The 15,974-nt window shown below is 68.4% G+C and carries 14 protein-coding genes, 1 pseudogene and 1 riboswitch; of the genes and pseudogenes, 4 read left to right on the top strand and 11 right to left on the bottom strand.

What is annotated here, in order from left to right:
• Positions 1–23: 23 nt before the first annotated feature.
• The 3 genes from metW to B2J86_RS12005 form a co-directional block, all read right to left on the bottom strand.
• Complete coding sequence (gene metW / locus B2J86_RS11995) at positions 24–614, bottom strand: methionine biosynthesis protein MetW (RefSeq protein ID WP_173025706.1); 591 nt, start codon at positions 612–614, stop codon at positions 24–26.
• Entirely contained in the window at positions 611–1,738 is a 1,128-nt protein-coding gene (locus B2J86_RS12000) for a homoserine O-acetyltransferase (protein ID WP_173025707.1), read from the bottom strand. The genes metW and B2J86_RS12000 overlap by 4 nt, the downstream gene beginning before the upstream one ends.
• A 136-nt stretch (positions 1,739–1,874) precedes the next feature.
• Positions 1,875–2,438 carry a TMEM165/GDT1 family protein gene (locus B2J86_RS12005; RefSeq protein ID WP_173025708.1) on the bottom strand — a complete coding sequence of 188 codons (564 nt, stop codon included), beginning with the start codon at positions 2,436–2,438 and terminating at the stop codon, positions 1,875–1,877.
• Between the two features lie 17 nt (positions 2,439–2,455).
• Positions 2,456–2,636, bottom strand: a riboswitch (yybP-ykoY riboswitch).
• A gap of 258 nt (positions 2,637–2,894) precedes the next feature.
• Here B2J86_RS12005 and B2J86_RS12010 point away from each other — a divergent pair.
• Both B2J86_RS12010 and B2J86_RS12015 read left to right on the top strand, forming a co-directional pair.
• Complete coding sequence (locus tag B2J86_RS12010) at positions 2,895–3,290, top strand: RNA-binding protein (RefSeq protein ID WP_169634989.1); 396 nt, start codon at positions 2,895–2,897, stop codon at positions 3,288–3,290.
• A 277-nt stretch (positions 3,291–3,567) separates the two neighbouring features.
• Positions 3,568–4,077: an RNA-binding protein gene (locus B2J86_RS12015; RefSeq protein WP_173025709.1), complete on the top strand. Its 510-nt coding sequence runs from the start codon at positions 3,568–3,570 to the stop codon at positions 4,075–4,077.
• A 74-nt stretch (positions 4,078–4,151) separates the two neighbouring features.
• On the opposite strand, the gene B2J86_RS12020 is transcribed toward B2J86_RS12015, so the two are convergent.
• From B2J86_RS12020 to B2J86_RS12035, 4 genes are read right to left on the bottom strand one after another with little or no spacing between them, the layout of a single operon-like run.
• A complete protein-coding gene (locus tag B2J86_RS12020; protein WP_173025710.1) occupies positions 4,152–4,937 on the bottom strand; it encodes an SDR family oxidoreductase in 786 nt (261 codons plus the stop codon).
• 14 nt (positions 4,938–4,951) lie between these two features.
• Entirely contained in the window at positions 4,952–5,563 is a 612-nt protein-coding gene (lptC, locus tag B2J86_RS12025; protein ID WP_169168693.1) for an LPS export ABC transporter periplasmic protein LptC, read from the bottom strand.
• Positions 5,560–6,105: an HAD family hydrolase gene (locus B2J86_RS12030; protein WP_169168692.1), complete on the bottom strand. Its 546-nt coding sequence runs from the start codon at positions 6,103–6,105 to the stop codon at positions 5,560–5,562. The genes lptC and B2J86_RS12030 overlap by 4 nt, the downstream gene beginning before the upstream one ends.
• 12 nt (positions 6,106–6,117) lie before the next feature.
• Entirely contained in the window at positions 6,118–7,119 is a 1,002-nt protein-coding gene (locus B2J86_RS12035; RefSeq protein ID WP_169168691.1) for an SIS domain-containing protein, read from the bottom strand.
• 48 nt (positions 7,120–7,167) lie between these two features.
• Between B2J86_RS12035 and B2J86_RS12040 the strand changes: the two genes are divergently transcribed.
• Positions 7,168–9,153 (top strand): monovalent cation:proton antiporter family protein, encoded by a 1,986-nt coding sequence (locus B2J86_RS12040; RefSeq protein WP_169168690.1) that lies wholly within the window; start codon positions 7,168–7,170, stop codon positions 9,151–9,153.
• A gap of 26 nt (positions 9,154–9,179) precedes the next feature.
• Here B2J86_RS12040 and B2J86_RS18435 read toward each other — a convergent pair.
• Positions 9,180–12,212: pseudogene (locus B2J86_RS18435) on the bottom strand (EAL domain-containing protein).
• A gap of 222 nt (positions 12,213–12,434) precedes the next feature.
• Between B2J86_RS18435 and B2J86_RS12050 the strand changes: the two are divergent.
• Positions 12,435–12,989: an adenine phosphoribosyltransferase gene (locus B2J86_RS12050; RefSeq protein ID WP_169168688.1), complete on the top strand. Its 555-nt coding sequence runs from the start codon at positions 12,435–12,437 to the stop codon at positions 12,987–12,989.
• A 27-nt stretch (positions 12,990–13,016) separates the two neighbouring features.
• Here B2J86_RS12050 and B2J86_RS12055 read toward each other — a convergent pair whose 3' ends face one another.
• From B2J86_RS12055 to mnmE, 3 genes are all read right to left on the bottom strand, one after another.
• Entirely contained in the window at positions 13,017–13,832 is an 816-nt protein-coding gene (locus tag B2J86_RS12055) for a hypothetical protein (protein WP_169635008.1), read from the bottom strand.
• A 95-nt stretch (positions 13,833–13,927) separates the two neighbouring features.
• Complete coding sequence (locus tag B2J86_RS12060; RefSeq protein WP_173025711.1) at positions 13,928–14,419, bottom strand: Crp/Fnr family transcriptional regulator; 492 nt, start codon at positions 14,417–14,419, stop codon at positions 13,928–13,930.
• Positions 14,420–14,506: 87 nt separating this feature from the next.
• Positions 14,507–15,928 carry a tRNA uridine-5-carboxymethylaminomethyl(34) synthesis GTPase MnmE gene (gene mnmE / locus B2J86_RS12065; protein WP_169168685.1) on the bottom strand — a complete coding sequence of 474 codons (1,422 nt, stop codon included), beginning with the start codon at positions 15,926–15,928 and terminating at the stop codon, positions 14,507–14,509.
• Positions 15,929–15,974: the final 46 nt, after the last annotated feature.

Consider the following 15,974-nt stretch of genomic DNA (forward strand, 5'->3'; position numbering starts at 1 on the left):
GGCCGCCTGGCTGGCGACACCGCTCAGGCGCCGCCGCGCTCGAAGTGGAATACGGCCGTGCCCGCGCGCGCGTTGGGCAACACGCGCACGGTCCGGCCGTCCTGCAGACCGAAGGCATCGAGGATGCGCAGCGCGTTCTTGTGCGCCAGCACCTCGAAGTCCTTGTAGGTGCCGACGCGGATGTTGGGCGTGTCGTACCACTGGTAGGGCAGGCGGCGCGTGACCGGCATGCGCCCGCGCAGCACCGACAGGCGGTTGGGCCAGTGCGCGAAGTTCGGGAACGCGACGATGCCTGCGCGCCCCACGCGCGCCGTCTCGCGCAACATGACCTCGGCGTTGCGCAGGTGCGGCAGGGTGTCGATCTGCAGCACCACGTCGAACGAGCTGTCCTCGAACAGCGCCAGCCCTTCGTCGAGGTTGAACTGGATCACGTTGACGCCGCGGCGCACGCAGGCCAGCACGTTGGCGTCGGCGATCTCCACGCCGTAGCCGCTGCATGCGCGCTCGCGCTGCAGGTAGTCGAGCAGCGCGCCGTCGCCGCAGCCGAGGTCGAGCACGCGCGAGCCCGGCGGCACCAGGGCGGCGATGGCCCGCATGGTGGCTTTCTCGGTCATGCCAGCTCCTTTGCAATGCTATCGAAATATGAGCCTATGACGCCCATGTAGCGGGCGTCATCGAGCAAAAAGGCATCGTGTCCGTGCGGCGCGTCGATTTCCGCGTAGCTCACGTCGCGCCGGTTGTCGAGCAGCGCCTTGACGATTTCTCGGCTGCGCTTGGGCGAGAAGCGCCAGTCGGTGGTGAAGCTCACGAGCAGAAACCTGGCCGTGGCGCGCGCCAGGGCCTGCGTGAGGTCGCCGCCGTGCGCGCGCGCCGGGTCGAAGTAGTCGAGCGCGCGCGTGATCAGCAGATACGTGTTGGCGTCGAAATACTCGCTGAACTTGTCGCCCTGGTAGCGCAGGTAGCTTTCGATCTGGAATTCGATGTCCTGCGTCGAGTACTTGAGGTCCAGGCCTTCCCGCAGCTGGCGCCCGAATTTCTCGTTCATCACATCGTCGGAGAGGTAGGTGATGTGGCCGATCATGCGGGCGATGCGCAGGCCGCGCTTGGGCACCACGCCATGGCGGTAGAAGTGGCCGCCGTGGAAGTCGGGGTCGGTCACGATCGCGCGGCGCGCCACCTCGTTGAAGGCGATGTTCTCGGCGGTGAGGTTGGGGGCGCTGGCCACCACCACGGCGTGGCGCACGCGCTCGGGGTATTGCAGCGTCCAGCTCAGCGCCTGCATGCCGCCAAGGCTGCCGCCCAGCACCGCCGCGAGCTGCTCGATGCCCAACTGATCGAGCAAGCGCGCCTGGGCATGGACCCAGTCCTCCACGGTGACGACGGGAAAGTCGGCCCCATAGACCTGGCCCGTGTCGGGGTGGGTGTGCATGGGGCCGGTGGAGCCAAAGCACGACCCGAGGTTGTTCACGCCGATCACGAAGAAACGGCGGGTGTCGAGCGGCTTGCCCGGCCCGATCATGTTGTTCCACCAGCCCTCGCTCTTGTCCTGGCCCTCGTACACGCCCGCCACATGGTGCGAGGCGTTGAGCGCGTGGCAGACCAGCACCGCATTGGAACGATCGGCGTTGAGCGTGCCGTAGGTCTCGAACGCCAGGGTGTAGTCGCGGATGGAAGCGCCGCTTTGCAGCGGCAAGGCCTGCGGAAAATGCAAAAACTGGGGGGTGGCAATGAACGACATAAAAAAACCCGGCAACGCTAAAAACGCGGCCGGGTGCTGGTGTCGGTCTGTCTTTAGCAGGATTTATAAAGCGCCCGCAAGCTGTGGCAAATCGGCGCGTCAGCCACTATAGCAAAAGTGGCCGGGGCCGACGGACTCAGGCCGGCACCGTGAGCGCCAGCACACCGAGCACCAGAAAGATCAGCGCCGACACCCCGTGCACCGTGCGCAGCGGCACGCGGCGCGTGATGCGCTCGCCCAGCCAGACCACCGGCGCGTTGGCCAGCATCATGCCCAGCGTGGTGCCCGCGACGACCCACACCCAGGCGCTGTACTGCGCGGCCAGCATGACGGTGGCGATCTGGGTCTTGTCGCCCATCTCGGCCAGGAAGAACGCCACAACCGTCGTGCCGAACACGCCCCAGCGCGGTGCGGCCCCCGTTTCACCGTCCTCGAGCTTGTCGGGGATCAGCATCCACACGGCCATGGCGATGAACGACACCCCCAGCACCCAGCGCAGCACCTGCGGTCCAAGCACGGTGGTGACCCAGGCGCCGGCGGCCCCAGCAAGCGCATGGTTGAGCACGGTGGCCACGAAAATGCCCAGAACAATCGGCCAGGGCTTGCGAAAACGTGCGGCCAGCACGAGCGCCAGCAGCTGGGTCTTGTCGCCCATTTCGGCGAGGGCAACGATGGAGGTGGAGACGAGGAAGGCTTCCATGGTGGAGAATTTTTCTATCCGGCCGGACAGTGGATGAACGCATTGACCGCACCCCGACTCCGGCCAAATGGACGGTGTGCGGTCAATGGTCTCGCCAATCCGAAGATTGCAGCTGCCATAGGGCATGGGGCCCCAAGTGTGTTGACAACTGCCCCCATGCACGCACGCATGGGCCGGCTACTCCCCAAAGACGGCGTCATCATACTGTGGCTGCGGCAGAGTTGTTAAATCGCCACCGATTCACATAAATGACCGCGGCTTGGCGGCCTTTGCCCATGCTTGCAAAATAAATATCTGGGCATTCCAGAAATTGCCTGATAATGAACTCGCTTTTCTGCTTTCGTAGGGAAGCAGATAGTTAGCGGTGATTGGTCAGTTTCGCGTCTTTGAAGTCGTCACAGGTTTGTTGATTGCGTCGGACTCCATCGCGTTTTCATGTTTTTTCAGGAGTCCTTTATGGGCAACAAACTTTACGTGGGCAACCTGCCCTACACGTTCCGCGACAGCGATCTGGAACAAACCTTCAGCCAGTACGGCTCTGTCTCCAGCGCCAAGGTCATGATGGAACGTGACACCGGCCGTTCGAAGGGCTTCGGCTTTGTCGAAATGGGCAGCGATGCCGAAGCACAGGCCGCGATCCAAGGCGTGCATGGTCAAAACTTTGGCGGCCGTGACCTCGTGGTCAATGAAGCCCGTCCCATGGAGCCCCGTGCTCCCCGCAGCGGCGGCTTCGGCGGCGGCGCTGGTGGTGGCGGCGGCTACGGTGGTGGTGGCGGCGGCGGCGGTTACGGCGGTGGCCGTAGCGGCGGCGGCGGTGGTGGTGGCTACGGCGGTGGCCGCAGCAGCTACTAAGCCAGCACAGCGCCAGCAGGCAATGCGCCTGCCAGGCTGCAAACAAGGGACCTTCGGGTCCCTTTTTTCTTTTTGTCTGCGAGCAACACCTTCTCTGCAGGACGCGAAAAGCCTTGCGTTTTGTCCAATTGTCGGGAACATAATGCGCTGGCGGGGGGAGAACCCCGCCAAGTGTTTGCGGTGATCCTTCAGTTGCACGCATAGAGCTTTCTCAGACGGGCTGGTTGCGTTTTCGGGGCTCCATCGCTTTGTCAATGTGTTTTTGAGGAGTCCCGGCATGGGCAACAAACTGTATGTAGGCAACCTGCCCTACGGTGTACGCGACATGGATCTGGAGCAGGCGTTTGGCCAGTTTGGCAGCGTGGCCAGCGCCAAGGTCATGATGGAGCGCGACACTGGTCGCTCCAAGGGCTTCGGTTTTGTGGAGATGGGCAGCGATGCCGAAGCCCAGGCCGCGATCAACGGCATGAACGGCCAGTCGCTGGGCGGTCGCAGCATCGTGGTCAATGAGGCACGCCCCATGGAGCCGCGTCCTCCGCGCAGCGGCGGTTTTGGCGGCGGCGGCTACGGCGGTGCCCGCAGTGGGGGCGGCTACGGTGGCGGCCGCGAAGGGGGGCGTAGCGGCGAAGGGGGCGGCTATGGCGGTGGTCGCACTGAAGGCGGCGGCTACGGTGGCGGCCGCAGCGATGGCGGCTTTCGCAGCCCATACGGCACGGGCCCGCGCGGTGGCGGTGGCCGCAGCGGGGGCGGGGGCGGGGGCGGCTACGGCGGTGGCAACAACTATTGACCGCCTGCGCTCCCGACACCACACAAAGGCTCCCGAGGGAGCCTTTTTGCCGGGCGTTCGCGGCCCAGGGGCCCCTAGCGGTCCGGCCCTTGGCGGTGCTTGCGCGGCCGCCCGGCCAGCAGGCGATCGAAGACGCCATTGGGCAGCATGCGCAGCAGTTTGGCGGCCACGCCCATCTGCCAGGGGATCACGCGGTAGCTCACGCCCGCCTGCACGGCGGCAAACGCCTTGCGGGCAAAGTGGTGCGGCGCCATCAGAAACGGCATGGCGTAGCGGTTTTGCCGCGTCAGCGGCGTGTCGATGTAGCCAGGGCAAATCGTGACCACCCGCACGCCCGCGCTGCGCAGTTCGCCGCGCAGGCTTTCGCAGTAGCTGATGACCGCGGCCTTGCTGGCGCAGTAGGCGCCATGGCCGGGCAGGCCGCGGATGCCGGCCACGCTGCCCATGCCCACCAGGGTGCCGCTGCCGCGCTGCACCATCGCCTCAATGAAAGGATGGAATGTGGCCGCGAGGCCGATGGTGTTGGTGGCAAACAGCTGCTCCATCACGACCAGGTCTTCGCGCACCGCGGTGTCCATGCCGATGCTGATGCCAGCGTTGGCGATCACGACATCGGGGATGCCCTGGCGCTCCAGGCAGGCGCGCCCGGCGGCCGCGATGCTGTCGGGCACGGCCACGTCCGCGCTGTAAATTTCATAGCTATCAGCGCTTAACCCACCTGCGTTTGCCCAGGATTTGAGGCTATTTGTGCCGCGCGCCACCAGCGCTAGCCGCCAGCCAGCCTGGTGGTAGTGGGCGGCCAGCGCCTGGCCGATGCCGCTGGAAGCGCCAGTGATGAAGACCAAGGGGCGGTGCGGCATGGGATGGCGGCAGCTCAGCGCGCCGGCATGATCACGCCGCGCACACGCCCACGCAGCTGCAGCACCTGTTCCAGGTTGTCGTACTCCATGGCGTCGGCGGTGAATTGGTCCTGGTCGCGCGTGAGCGTGACGGGCTGGTTGGAGCTCACACGCTCGGTCTGCGGCCAGACGTGGAGAAACTCGCCGCGAAACTCCAGCCGCGGCAGCGCGGCGCCCGACGTGGGCACTAGGGCCTCGCGCGTCACGATGGCGTTGCCAAACAGCTGGAGCTCCGAGCCGTCGGCATTGCTCAAGGCCCGGTTCGCGGTGGCGACCGTGCGCCGCCCGTCGGGCGTGACCGAGCGCATGCGCGCCTGGTCGATGTCAAGCGTGTCGGTGTCCGGGTAGTGGCTCGCCAGAGCGCCCTGCACCTCGCTTTGCAGGCGCCCGGTCACGTCGAAGTTCTTGACCGAAAAACCGCGCATGAAATAGTCGGCCTCGTGCCGGGGGGCGGCCTCGGCCCGAGGCACCTGGGGCGCTGGCGCATTGCGCACCAGCCACAAGGTGCCCAGCGCCAGCAAGCCCATCAGCAGGACGGGAAGGTAGATCGACACGCGCTCCCAGCCGCCGCGCAACCCGCCGCTCATGTGCAGTAGTCCGCCAGCAACGCGGCGTAGCGGCCGCTGGCCACCAGCAACAGATCGCAGAACTCGCGCGCCGCGCCATCGCCACCACGCGCACGCGTGGCGAAATGCGCCTGCGCCAGCACCTCGGCCTGCGCATTGGCCGGCGCGCAGGCCAGGGCGCTGCGGCGCATGACGGGCAGATCGGGCCAGTCGTCGCCCATGGCGGCCGCCTGCGTCCAGTCCAGGCCCAGCGTGGCGAGGATCTGCTCGGCGGCCGGGCGCTTGTCCTCGGTACCGAAAACAGCGTGCTCCACGCCCAGCGCGCGCAGGCGCAGGCGCAATGGCACTGAATCGCGCCCGGTGACCACGGCCGGGGTGATGCCGGCTTTCTGCAGCAGCTTGAGACCGTGGCCGTCGAGCGTGTTGAAACGCTTGAGCGTCTCGCCGGCCTCGCTGAAGTAGAGTCCGCCGTCGGTCAGCACGCCGTCGACATCAAAAAAGGCCACGCGCACGCCCTGTGCGCGCAGCAGCAGCTCGGGAGAAAACTGGAGGGCCGGGGCCATGCGGGGCGCTCCTCAGATCACCTTGGCGCGCATCAGGTCGCCAATGTGCACGATGCCGCTCAGGCGGCCTCCGTCGCCGAGCACGAGCACGCTGGTGATGCCGTGGGTTTCCATCATTTCGGCGGCGTCCACCGCCAGTGCGTCTTGGGAGATGGTGCGCGGACGCGGGTGCATGACATCGGCCGCGGTGGCGCCCCGCAGATCGGCGCCGGCCTCGATGCGGCGGCGCAAATCGCCATCGGTGAAGATGCCCAGCACCTGGCCTTCGGCATCCACCACGGCGGCGGCGCCCAGGCCCTTGGCGCTCATCTCGCGCATGAGCGCGCTGAAACCGGTCTGCGGCGCCACGCGCGGCACCTCTTCGCCGGCGCGCATGATGTCGCTGACATGGGTGAGCAGCTTGCGCCCCAGCGCGCCGCCCGGATGCGAGCGCGCAAAGTCCTCGGCGCGAAAGCCGCGGGCATCGAGCAGCGCGACGGCCAGCGCGTCGCCCATGGCCAGCTGCGCGGTGGTGCTGGCCGTGGGCGCGAGGTTCAGGGGGCAGGCCTCGCGCTCCACGCTGCAGTCCAAGGCCAGATCGGCGTGGCGTGCCAGCGTCGATTGCATCTGCCCCGTGAGGGCCACGAGCGGCGCGCCCAAGCGCTTGAGCAGGGGCAGGATGGCATTGAACTCGGCGCTCTCGCCGCTGTTGGAGAGGGCCAGCACCAGATCGTTGGCGGTGACCATGCCCAGGTCGCCGTGGCTGGCTTCGGCGGGGTGCACGAACATCGCGGGGGTGCCGGTGGAGGCCAGCGTGGCCGCCACCTTGCGGCCGACATGGCCGCTTTTGCCCATGCCCATGACGACCACCCGGCCGCGCGTCTGCAGGATTTTCTGCACCGCCTGGGTAAACCGCGCGTCCAGGCGCTGGCCCAGCCCCAAAAGCGCGGCGGCTTCGATATCAAAGGTCTCGCGGGCCAGGCGCAAGGCCTGGTCGGCATGGAAGGGGCGGGTGGCGCCAGGGGCAGGATGCATGGGCAGATTCTATCGGCCGCGCCCCTGGCGCTCCGCTAGCATGCAGGCATGTCCTCGCTCGCCCTGACCCTGCTGTATCTGCTCGCTGCAGTGCTGGGTGTCGTGGCGTGCCGCAGCCTGCGGCTGCCGCCCATGCTGGGCTATCTGGCGGCCGGCGTGCTGATCGGGCCGCACGCGCTGGCGCTGGCGCAGAACTCCGAGAGCGTGCGCCACCTGGGCGAGTTTGGCGTGGTCTTCCTGATGTTTGCCATTGGCCTGGAGTTCAGCCTGCCCAAGCTGCGCGCCATGCGCCGCCTGGTCTTCGGTCTGGGCCTGGCGCAGGTGGTGTTGACCATGGCCGTGTCTTTCGGCGGCGCGCTGGCTCTGGCGGCGTTTCTGGGCGGGGTCTGGGAGATGGGCTGGCAGACGGCGCTGGCGCTGGCCAGCGCCATGACCATGAGCAGCACGGCCATCGTGGTCAAGCTCATGGCCGAGCGCGCCGAGCTCGAAAGCGACCACGGCCGGCGCATTCTCGGCATCCTGCTGTTCCAGGACCTGGCGGTGGTGCCGCTGTTGGTGCTGATTCCGGCCCTGGGTTCGTCCCCCGACCGGCTGCTGGGCGCGCTCGGACTGGCCTTGCTCAAGGCCATCGTGCTGGTGACGGTGCTACTGACCGGCGGCCAGGGCGTGATGCGCTGGTGGCTCACGCTGGTGGCGCGGCGCAAGAGCGACGAACTGTTCATGCTGAACCTGCTCCTGATCACGCTGGGTCTGGCGTGGCTGACCGAGCTGGCGGGCCTGAGCCTGGCGCTGGGGGCTTTCATCGCCGGCGTGCTGGTGTCGGAGACCGAGTACCGCCACCAGGTCGGCACCGACATCCGGCCTTTCCACGACGTGCTGCTGGGGTTGTTCTTCATCACCATCGGCATGATGCTGGACTGGCACATCCTGCTGGAGCAATGGGCGCTGGTGCTGGGCCTGCTGGTGGTGCCGCTGGGCCTCAAGCTGCTCATCATCTGGGCGCTGGCGCGCGGTACGGGCGCCACGCCCGGCGTGGCGATGCGCACCGGCCTGTACCTGGCGCAGGCGGGCGAGTTCGGTTTCGTGCTGCTGTCCCTCGCGCAAGACCACGGCCTGGTCCGGCCGGCGCTCATGAACCCCGTCCTGGCCGCCATGGTGCTGTCGATGCTGGCCACGCCTTTTCTGATCCTGTACAGCAACCGCATCGTGATGCGTGTGGTCGCCAGCGACTGGCTGCACCAGTCGCTGCAGATGACGGCGATCGCGCGCAAATCCATCGACTCAAGCAAGCACGTGATCATTTGCGGCTATGGCCGCTGCGGGCAAAACCTGGCGCGCATGCTGGAGCGCGAAGGCATCCCGTACATGGCGCTCGACCTCGACCCCGACCGCGTGCGCCAGGCCGCAGCCGCGGGCGATTCGGTGGTCTATGGCGACGCCACGCGGCTGCAGGCCCTGATGGCCGCGGGCCTGGCACGCGCCAGTGCCGTGGCCGTGACCTACCTGGACATTCCCGCGGCGCTCAAGGTGCTGGCCCATGCACGCACCCATGCGCCGCAGGTGCCGGTGGTGGTTCGCACCCAGGACGACATGCACCTGGACCGGCTGCAGGCGGCCGGCGCCACCGAGGTCGTGCCCGAGGCCATCGAAGGCTCGCTCATGCTGGCCAGCCATGCCCTCGCGCTGGTGGGCGTGCCCATGCGCCGCGTCATCCGCCTGGTGCAGGACCAGCGGGACGCACGCTACCAGCTGCTGCGCGGCTACTTCCACGGTGCCGACGACGACACCGTGCAAGAGCGCGATCAGGCGCGCCTGTCGACGGTGACGCTGCCCCCCGGCGCGCAAACGCTGGGCCAGCCGCTGGGGCGGCTGGCGCTGCACGCCATCGGCGTGCAGGTCGTGAACCTGCGCCACGGGAACGGCCGCATGGGCCTGCCCAGCGACGACACGGTGCTGGCCGAGGGCGATACGCTGGTGCTGTCGGGCCACCCCAGCGCCCTCGCGGGGGCGCAGGACAAGCTGCTGCGCGGTTGAAGCCCCGCCAGGGGCGCGGCCCGGCGTTACCGGACCCGCAGGTCCTGCGCCGGCACCGGGCGGCCGAACAGGTAGCCCTGGAAGCGCCGGCACCCGTTGCGCAGCAGGAAGTCGCGCTGGCCGGCCGTCTCGACGCCCTCGGCCACCACATCCAAGCCCAGGCTGCGCGCCAGCGCAACCACGGTGCAAGCGATTGCCGCATCGTTGGGGTCTGTGAGCACATCGCGCACAAAGCTCTGGTCGATCTTGAGCTGGTCGAGCGGCAGGCGCTTGAGGTAGCTCAGGCTCGAATACCCGGTGCCAAAGTCATCGAGCGAAAACCCGACACCGCGCGTGCGCAGCGCCTGCATCTTGGCGATGCTGTCCTCCACGTCGTGCAGCAGCAGGCTCTCGGTCAGCTCCAGCTTGAGCTGGGCTGGGGGGGCCCCAGTGTCGTGCAGCACCTCCAGCACCCGCTGGACGAACTCAGGGTGGCGGAACTCCTGGGCGCTGACATTCACCGCCACGCTCCAGTGGGCGGTGGCAGGCAGAGCGTTCCACTGCGCCAGCTGCACGCACGCGGCCCGCAGCACCTGGCGGCCCAGCGGCAAAATCAGCCCGGTCTGTTCGGCCAGCGCAATGAACTCCCCCGGATAGACCATGCCGCGCTGCGGGTGCTGCCAGCGCACCAGGGCCTCGGTGCCGAGCACATGGCCTTCGGCGTCCACGACCGGCTGGTAGTGCACAAGAAATTCACCGCGCTGCAGGCCCTGGCGCACATCGGCCTCGAGCGCCGAGCGCGCCGACGCCGCAGCCTGCATGTCGGGATCGAAAAAGCACAGCGTGTTGCGGCCCTGCGCCTTGGCCTGGTACATCGCCAGGTCGGCCCGTTTGAGCAACTCCTGCACCGACTGCGCAACGCCACTGAACAGCGCAATGCCAAGGCTGGGCGTGCTGTGCATCTCCAGGCCGTGCACGTCGTAGACGTGGTTGAGCGCCAACAGCATTTTGTGCGCCACGGCCTCGGCCTCGCCCGCGGCCTCGGTTTCGACTGTATGCAGGCCGCGCAGCACCACGACGAACTCGTCACCGCCCAGGCGCCCCACCGTGTCGCTGGCGCGCACGCAAGCCGTGAGGCGCGCGCCGACCTGCACCAGCAAGCGGTCACCCCACTCGTGGCCCAGGGTGTCGTTGACGCCCTTGAAATTGTCCAGGTCCAGGAACAGCAGCGCGCCGTGGCTGCCGTCGCGCGTGCAGGCCGTCACGGCGCAGTCCAGGCGGTCCAGCAGCAGGCGGCGGTTGGGCAGGCCGGTGAGCTCGTCGTAGAAGGCAAGGCGCTCGATCTGCGCCTCGGCCTGCTTGCGCGCATTGATGTTGCGGGCCACGCCGCGGTAGCCGGTGAAGCGCCCCGCCGCATCATGGATGGGCTCGCCGCTCACCGACACCCACACGACATGGCCGTCGGCGCCCCGGCGCTGCATCTCGAAATCGTGGAACACTTCGTGCGCTTCCAGCTGCGCGCGGTGGGCTTGCCACTGTGCCTCGGGCACCAGGCTGTCGGGCAATTCCCAGCGCCTGAGCCCATAGTGCGCGGTATCGGCCATGCCCCCGTGGCGGTGGGTGCCGCCCTCCAACCGCACAAAGCGAAACTCGGCATCCTGCTCTCAGTACCAGTCGGACGAGAGCTGCGTCAGGCTGCGCCAGCGCGCCTCGCTCTGCTGCAGCGCCGCCTGCGCCTGCAGGTAATCGGTCACATCGGTGCAGGTCAGCACCCCACCGCCGCCCTCCAGCCGCCGCAAGCGCATCTCCAGGTAGTGGCCGGTCCGGGTGTGCTGCACCTGCAGCGGGCGCATCTCGGACCACCGTGGCAAGGCCGGGCCTTGCACCATGGGGCAGAGGTGCGGGCCGGGCTCGCCAAACGCAAAGCCGGCACCCGTGTCGCCGCGCTCGATCTGCAGGCGCACCACGTCGTCGAGGTGTGGTTGCGCCTCCAGCAGGGGCCGAGGCAGGTCCAACAGGTCGAGGTAGCGCTGGTTGTACAGGCGGATGCGGCCGCTCTGGTCCACCGTGGCAATGCCTTGCGCCACGCTGCCCAGCGTCAGTTCCAACGCCCGCGTTTTCTCGGCCAGCAAGGCGCTGGTCTGTGTCAGTTGCGCCTCCATGGCGCGGCGCTCTGCCTCGGCGCGCCGCGCCATTTCCAGCTGCCCGACGGTGTTGAGCAGGGGCTGCAGAAAATGCACATCGCCCCTGCCGTAACCATCGGGGCGGTTGGCCACGCCCACCATGGCCACCAACTGGCCGGCGGCATGGATGGGCAGACCCAGGAAGGCCGTGAGTTCGGGCTGGCCCGGCGGCCGGCCGGTGGCGCCCGGGTCGCTGGCGGGGTCGTTGCGGATGAGCGGTGTGGCACTGCGCAGCGTGGCATCGACCAGAGCCTGTGGCGGGTCCCACGCCGTGCCGTCGCGGGCCTGCGCGCCGAGGTCCGAGACGGCGTGCACATGCAGGCGGGGCGCCCCACCCGACACGTGCTCCACCTGCCCGACCACGCCGAATGCGCTGTGCGTGAGCCGCAGCATCTCTTGGAGCAAAGCCTCGAACGCTGCCCGCGGAGAGGCGCTGGCAATGAACAGCGCCTGGGCACGCGAAATGGCCTGCAGCAACCGGTGCTGGCGTTCCAGCATCTGCTCGGCATTGCGCTGGGTGCGCATGCCGGTGCTGCGCTCGAGCACGCTCTCCATCTGGGCGGGCAGGGCCAGCAGGTAGCGATGACCCGGATCCTGCACCGCATAGTCCCCGAACCCATGGCGCATGGCCTGGGCGGCATGCGCTTCCTCACCCTCGGGCACCACGATCAGCGCCGGCAGGTCGGCCAGGCCCTGCAGCACATCGAAAGCCGTGCCATCACTGACGCGCTGCGCGGTCAAGACAATGTCAAAGCTGTGCTGCTCGCGCAGTGCATGGGCTTGGGACAGCGTCGGCGCCACCGCCACGCGCCAGCCCAGCCAGGGGTCCGCCAGCGCGCGCACCACGGCCTGCGCGTGGTCCTCGCAGCCTTCGATCAGCAGTACAGAAACAGGCATGGGCCAGTGTAGATGCAATGGCGGTGCGCCGCGGCCGTGCCGCGCACCTTGCCATCATGGGTGTCGACCCATTATGCGGAGTGCCGCTGCGCGCAGAGCCCCCCGCAAGCCCCCGCCCAGGTGTTTACACTGACTGGCCGTGTCCGGCACCCAGGGTGCTGTATCCCCTGCCCCGTGCTCCATCCGCCGCGACCACCGCCGCGCGCCGCTTTTCCGACTGCCATGCCAAACTTCAGCGTCAACGATTACCTTCGCCAACACATCCGCACGGTCGCGGACTGGCCCGCGCCGGGCGTGCAGTTCCGGGACATCACGCCGCTCCTGCAGGACCCCAAGGTCTTCCGCGTGTTGATCGATGCCTTCGTGCACCGTTACATGGACCCCCAGTTGCGCCCCGACGTGGTTGCGGGGCTGGACGCGCGCGGCTTCATCCTGGGCGCGGTAGTGGCCTATGAGCTCAACGTCGGCTTCGTGCCCATCCGCAAGAAAGGCAAGCTGCCCTTCACCACGGTGGCAGAGACCTACGAACTGGAGTACGGCAGCGCCACGGTGGAATTGCACACCGACGCCGTGCGGCCCGGCGACCGCGTGCTGCTGATCGATGACCTGATTGCCACCGGCGGCACGATGATGGCGGGTCGCAAACTGCTGGAAAAGCTCGGCGCCACGGTCATGGAGGGCGCGGCCATCGTCGACCTGCCCGAACTGGGCGGATCGCAGCGCCTGCGGGACAGCGGCCTGCCGCTGTTCACGCTGGTGGACTTCGCCGGCCATTGAAGCGCTCGCCGACGGGGCCTGGTCCGCTTACAAATCGCCGTACTGGGTGCTGCTGAGGTCCGGGCTGCGGGCGCTGTGGCCGGACACTTCCGTATCGGCAAAGTCCGGATTGCCGGGCGGCGCGCGCCGCGGGCCCGAGCGCAGCGGCACGCCCGACGGCGCAGCCACCGCCGGATGGGCTGGGGCCGCCGCGGCCAGCGCCTGCTTGAAGGCAGCCACTTCATCGGCTTCGATGGGGTCGAAACGCAGCGCCGCCGCGCGGGCCGGTGCTGCGGCAGCGGAGGCGGGTGCCTGTGCAGGCATTTGCGACACCGCTGCCGGGGCCACGGCGGGCGCCGGCGCGGCCGCGCCGACAGGGCGGGCGGATGCGGGCGGCGCGCTCCCCCGGTGCGGCTGAGGCGCTGCCGGCAGGCCCGCTCCCTGCGGTGCAACGCCCTTTTGGCGAATGCCTGCAGCCACATGGTCGTTGATGCGCCAATAGACCGCCGTGACGGCGATGTCGTAGTGCAGCTTGGCGGTCTGGGCGATGAGGGCCTCGATGTCGCTCAAGCGCGCGGTCTCTCCACCGTACTCGCGCGCCAAGTCCATCATCACCAGGAACTGGCGCCCGCGCTGGTCGAGCGCCAGCACCTTGAACTTGTAGCTGGCCGACAGCACGCCGGCGCGCACCATGGCGTCGCGCACCACCACGTACAACAGCTCGCGCCGCTCCATGCGCTCGTTCGTGCGCTGGGCCGCCTGCTCGGGCAGCACGGCCGCATCCGCATTCAGCCGGCCTGACGGTTCAGACGCGCGCTTTGGGGCAGGGGCGGGCTTGCGCAGGAACCAGCTGAACAATGACATGGCTTTCTTTCTTCGGTCAGCACTGTGTGACTCTCTCAAAAGAGTGTACCGCGCGCCTCCCTGCCACCGGACGCCGCGGCAGCCGGCACGCCCGCTCAGGTGGCTGCGACACGGCGGCGGCGGTTGCCCAGGCGCTTGGCCAGGACGGCGCCAGCGGCCATGGACACGCCCAGGGCAATCGCGGGCTGGCGGTTGGCCAGCTCGGAAAAGCGCAGCGCGGTCAGGCCCCAAAGCCTGCTGGGCGCGGCCGCCTGGACCGACGCATTGCGGGGGCGGTGCGAGAAGAACGCCCCTTCTCCCACCACCGAGCCCGCCCCGACGATGGCCAGCCGCAGCCGCGCCTTCTCGTCTTCGCAGTGCACGCTGAGGCTGCCGCTCTCGACCAGGTACAGGGTGCGATCGATCGCACCCTGGGTGAAGAGCACCTGGCCCGCGGCCAGCGTGTGCGGCAGCAGGTAGGCCGACAGGGTGTCCCATTGCTGCGGCGTCAGCGGGTTGCCCAGGCTGTCTTCTGCATTGGCTTGGACAATGGCCTGGACCAGGCCTTGGACGTCGGGGGAGGCCACGGCGGGCGTTGCTGCATTCATAAGCCGGCGACGCTACCGCCATTGGTGCCAATGCGCAAGCAGAACTTACCGCTGCTTACATCGTCGGACCAGCGGGTGTGTCGACGCTCATTTGCCGATGCAGAAGCTGGAAAAGATCACGCCCAGCAGGTCGTCGGACGAGAACTCGCCCGTGATGTCGCCCAGGGCGTTCTGCGCCAGCCGCAGGTCTTCGGCCAGCAGGTCCAGTGCGGGGCCGTCGCTGAGCAGCTGGGTGGCGGCGTCGGCCAGGCGCGCCTCCACAGCCTGCAACGCCTGGACATGGCGCGCGCGCGCGATGAACACCCCCTCGGGCGCGGCCTGCCAGCCGGCCACGTCCAGCAGGGTGCGGCGCAAGCGCTCCAGCCCCTCGCCGGTGCGCGCCGACAGGTGCACACCCGCGGGTGCCTGCGCCTCTGGCACGGCCGCATGCGGCACGCAGTCGCTCTTGTTCCAGACCTCGATGATGGGCACGGTTTTTGGCAGTTTTTCGGCCATAGCGCTTGCTATGACTGCGTCTGCAGCTCTGTATTCCATAGCATCGCAGCGCGTCAGGTCGTGCAGGAACAGCACCGCGTCGGCCGCGGCGATCTCGTCCCAGGCGCGCGCGATGCCGATGCGCTCGACCTCGTCGCTGCTGTCGCGCAGGCCGGCGGTGTCGATCACGTGCAGCGGCACGCCCTCGATCTGGATGGTCTGCTGCACCTTGTCGCGCGTGGTGCCGGCGATCGGCGTGACGATGGCGAGCTCGGCGCCGGCCAGCGCGTTGAGCAGCGAACTCTTGCCCGCATTGGGCTGGCCGGCAATCACCACCTTGATGCCTTCGCGCAGCAGCGCGCCCTGCTGCGCGCGCCGCATCACCTGCGCCAGCGTTTGCTGCAATTTGGATAGCTGTCCGCGCGCGTCCGCCTTGCGCAGGAAGTCGATTTCTTCTTCAGGGAAGTCGAGCGTGGCCTCGACCAGCATGCGCAGGTGGATGAGCGCGTCGCGCAGCTGGTGGATTTCTTTCGAGAAGGCCCCCGCCAGCGAGCGGCTGGCGCTGCGCGCGGCCGCCGCCGTGGAGGCATCGATCAGGTCGGCAATGGCCTCGGCCTGGGCCAGGTCGATCTTGTCGTTCAAGAACGCGCGTTCGGTGAACTCGCCGGGCTGGGCCACGCGCAGCCCGGGCAGGCACGGGGCGCTGCTGCCAGCGCCGGCGGCGCGCGCTGCTTCCAGGCAGCGCGCCAGCAGCAACTGCAGCACCACCGGGCCGCCGTGGGCCTGCAGTTCCAGCACGTCTTCGCCGGTGTAGGAGTGCGGTGCCGGAAAGTAAAGTGCCAGCCCCTGGTCGATGGGCTCGCCAGCGGCATCGCGGAACGGCAGGTAGGTCGCCTCGCGCGGTGTCAGCGCGCGGCCGCACAGCACCTCGACCAACGGCGCAAGGCCCTTGCCCGACACGCGCACGATGCCCACGCCCCCGCGTCCGGGGGCGGTGGCGATGGCGGCGATGGGGTCGGTGTGGCGCGCGAGCATAGGGGGTGGACTTTATACAGAGGTGGCATGCAAAAGGCCGCTTGCG

This window comes from Acidovorax sp. SRB_14, from assembly GCF_012932145.1.
In the GTDB taxonomy this organism is placed as follows: domain Bacteria; phylum Pseudomonadota; class Gammaproteobacteria; order Burkholderiales; family Burkholderiaceae_C; genus Simplicispira.

Excerpts from the sequence above, each read along its gene's own strand:
- metW (WP_173025706.1), bottom strand. The coding sequence starts at position 614 with ATGACCGAGAAAGCCACCATGCGGGCCATCGCCGCCCTGGTGCCGCCG.
- B2J86_RS12000 (WP_173025707.1), bottom strand. The coding sequence starts at position 1,738 with ATGTCGTTCATTGCCACCCCCCAGTTTTTGCATTTTCCGCAGGCCTTG.
- B2J86_RS12005 (WP_173025708.1), bottom strand. The coding sequence starts at position 2,438 with ATGGAAGCCTTCCTCGTCTCCACCTCCATCGTTGCCCTCGCCGAAATG.
- B2J86_RS12010 (WP_169634989.1), top strand. The coding sequence starts at position 2,895 with ATGGGCAACAAACTTTACGTGGGCAACCTGCCCTACACGTTCCGCGAC.
- B2J86_RS12015 (WP_173025709.1), top strand. The coding sequence starts at position 3,568 with ATGGGCAACAAACTGTATGTAGGCAACCTGCCCTACGGTGTACGCGAC.
- B2J86_RS12020 (WP_173025710.1), bottom strand. The coding sequence starts at position 4,937 with ATGCCGCACCGCCCCTTGGTCTTCATCACTGGCGCTTCCAGCGGCATC.
- lptC (WP_169168693.1), bottom strand. The coding sequence starts at position 5,563 with ATGAGCGGCGGGTTGCGCGGCGGCTGGGAGCGCGTGTCGATCTACCTT.
- B2J86_RS12030 (WP_169168692.1), bottom strand. The coding sequence starts at position 6,105 with ATGGCCCCGGCCCTCCAGTTTTCTCCCGAGCTGCTGCTGCGCGCACAG.
- B2J86_RS12035 (WP_169168691.1), bottom strand. The coding sequence starts at position 7,119 with ATGCATCCTGCCCCTGGCGCCACCCGCCCCTTCCATGCCGACCAGGCC.
- B2J86_RS12040 (WP_169168690.1), top strand. The coding sequence starts at position 7,168 with ATGTCCTCGCTCGCCCTGACCCTGCTGTATCTGCTCGCTGCAGTGCTG.
- B2J86_RS12050 (WP_169168688.1), top strand. The coding sequence starts at position 12,435 with ATGCCAAACTTCAGCGTCAACGATTACCTTCGCCAACACATCCGCACG.
- B2J86_RS12055 (WP_169635008.1), bottom strand. The coding sequence starts at position 13,832 with ATGTCATTGTTCAGCTGGTTCCTGCGCAAGCCCGCCCCTGCCCCAAAG.
- B2J86_RS12060 (WP_173025711.1), bottom strand. The coding sequence starts at position 14,419 with ATGAATGCAGCAACGCCCGCCGTGGCCTCCCCCGACGTCCAAGGCCTG.
- mnmE (WP_169168685.1), bottom strand. The coding sequence starts at position 15,928 with ATGCTCGCGCGCCACACCGACCCCATCGCCGCCATCGCCACCGCCCCC.